This window comes from Rhodococcus sp. R1101 (genome assembly GCF_000278445.1).
GTDB classification, from domain to species: Bacteria; Actinomycetota; Actinomycetes; order Mycobacteriales; family Mycobacteriaceae; genus Rhodococcus; species Rhodococcus gordoniae.
The window spans coordinates 1-2,056 of sequence record NZ_AJVB01000594.1 but is presented as its reverse complement, the minus strand read 5'-3'; the positions used below and the strand labels follow the sequence as shown (position 1 = coordinate 2,056).

Annotated in this window: 2 protein-coding genes; both read right to left on the bottom strand. The window is 71.0% G+C overall.

Annotated elements, in window-relative coordinates:
* Positions 1 to 8 precede the first annotated feature (8 nt).
* Positions 9 to 1,112 carry a glutamate 5-kinase gene (proB, locus tag R1101_RS0122075; protein WP_016935406.1) on the bottom strand — a complete coding sequence of 368 codons (1,104 nt, stop codon included), beginning with the start codon at positions 1,110 to 1,112 and terminating at the stop codon, positions 9 to 11.
* A gap of 51 nt (positions 1,113 to 1,163) precedes the next feature.
* A partial coding sequence (obgE, locus tag R1101_RS0122070) for a GTPase ObgE (RefSeq protein ID WP_016935405.1) occupies positions 1,164 to 2,056 on the bottom strand: 893 nt, incomplete at its 5' end.

The following is a 2,056-nucleotide window of genomic DNA, read 5'->3' as shown; positions in this document are numbered from 1 at the left end:
GACGGCGGTCAGACCACCCGGACGAGATCGTCCGCGTGCACGACGGGTCGCTGGAGATCCGGCGGCAGCTGACCCGTGGAGAAGCCGATCATGAAATCGAGTTCGGACGCGTCGTAGGCCACCACACCGCGAGCGACCGTGCGGCCGTCGGGCGCGACGATGCCCACGACGTCGCCGGCGTGGAAACCGCCACTGGTGCCGGTGATCCCGGCAGCGAGCAGCGAGCGGCGCCGTTCCATCACGGCCCTCACGGCACCCTCGTCGAGATACAGCGAACCGTGCACGTCGGCGGCGTGACGCACCCAGAAGCGCCGCGCGGACAGGCGCTGGGGACGAGCGGCGAAGGCCGTGCCGACGTCGGCGGCGGCAAGAGCGCGGTCGGCCTGGGAGGCCGCGGCGAGCAGCACCGGCACCCCGGAATCCGCCGCGAGGCGGGCCGCGGACAGTTTCGACGCCATGCCACCGGTGCCGAGAGCCCCACCCGATCCGGCGACCACGCCGTCGAGATCCTCGGGGGTGCGCACCTCGGGGATGAGGTTCGCGGCGCCCTTACGCGGATCCCCGTCGTACAGGCCGTCGACGTCGGAGAGCAGGATCAGTGCGTCGGCGCCGATGAGATGCGCGACCAGCGCGGCGAGGCGGTCGTTGTCGCCGAAGCGCAGTTCGACGGTGGCGACGGTGTCGTTCTCGTTGACCACCGGAACCGCCCCGAGCGAGCGCAGGCGGTCGAGTGTGCGTTGCGCGTTGCGGTGCTGGGTGCGCCTGCCGATGTCGTCGGCGGTGAGCAGCACCTGGCCCACGGTGCGGTCGTAGCGGGCGAAGGAGGTACCCCACGCGTGGGCGAGGGCGAGTTGCCCGACACTCGCCGCGGCCTGCTTCGTCGCGAGATCCCGCGGCCTGCTGGTCAGGCCGAGGGGTGCGAGACCGGCACCGACGGCGCCGGACGAGACCACGACGACGCTCGCGCCCGTGCCGATCCGGCCTTCGATGGCGTCGACGAGACGGTCGAGCCTGCTGCGGTCGAGCCCACCGACCAGGCTCGTGATCGCCGACGACCCGATCTTGACCACTACGCTGCGGGCCTGGGAGATGACCTCCCGCGTGTCGCTCATGTTCTCCTCGGTACGCTTCGGACTTCCTGATCGATGGGAAGGCGGGGCCGGTTACTCGAACTCGTCGTCGGTGGCCAGGCCGCGGCGCACCTTCTTGGCGTGGCGGCGTTCGGCGGCGCCGACGCGGTCGACCTGATCGAGACGGGCATCAGTGCCGCGACCGGTCGGCACGACATCCACGCCGGCCTGCGTCTGCGGTTCCCACTCGAAGCCGACCTCGCCGATGGTGACCCAGCATCCGGGTTCCGCGCCGAGCTTGACGAGCTTGTCCTCGACCCCGAGACGTGCGAGGCGGTCGGCGAGATAACCCACCGCTTCGTCGTTGTCGAAGGCCGTCTGGCGCACCCACCGCTCGGGACGTGTGCCCTGCACGACGAATCCGCCGGGCACCTCGGGATCGCGGACCACGGTGAAGGCCTCCTCGTCGCGGGCGACGGGACGGATCACCGGGCGGGTGGGCGCAGCCGGAGGATGCGCCGCCCGGTACTCGTCGACCATCTTCGCGAGGGCGAACGTCAAGGGGCGCAGCCCGTCGCGGCTCACGGCCGAGATCGTGAAGACCGGCCATCCGCGCGCCTCGAGTTCGGGGGTGACGAACTCGGCGAGTTCTTTCGCGTCGGGCACGTCGGCCTTGTTCAGGATCACGATGCGGGGACGCTCGGCCAGGTCGCCGAGTCCGCTGTCGCCCGACAGGGCAGGCTGGTAGGCGGCGAGTTCGGCCTCGAGCGCGTCGATGTCGGAGATCGGGTCGCGGCCGGGTTCGAGGGTCGCGCAGTCGACGACGTGTGCGAGTACGGCACAGCGCTCGAGATGGCGCAGGAAGTCGAGGCCGAGACCGCGACCCTCGCTCGCACCGGGGATCAGACCGGGCACGTCGGCAACGGTGAAGGTCGTGTCGCCCGACTGCACCACACCGAGATTCGGCACGAGAGTGGTGAACGGAT

What these genes read in the sequence shown, in the direction of transcription:
- proB (WP_016935406.1), bottom strand. Translation starts at nt 1,112, where the DNA reads ATGAGCGACACGCGGGAGGTCATCTCCCAGGCCCGCAGCGTAGTGGTC.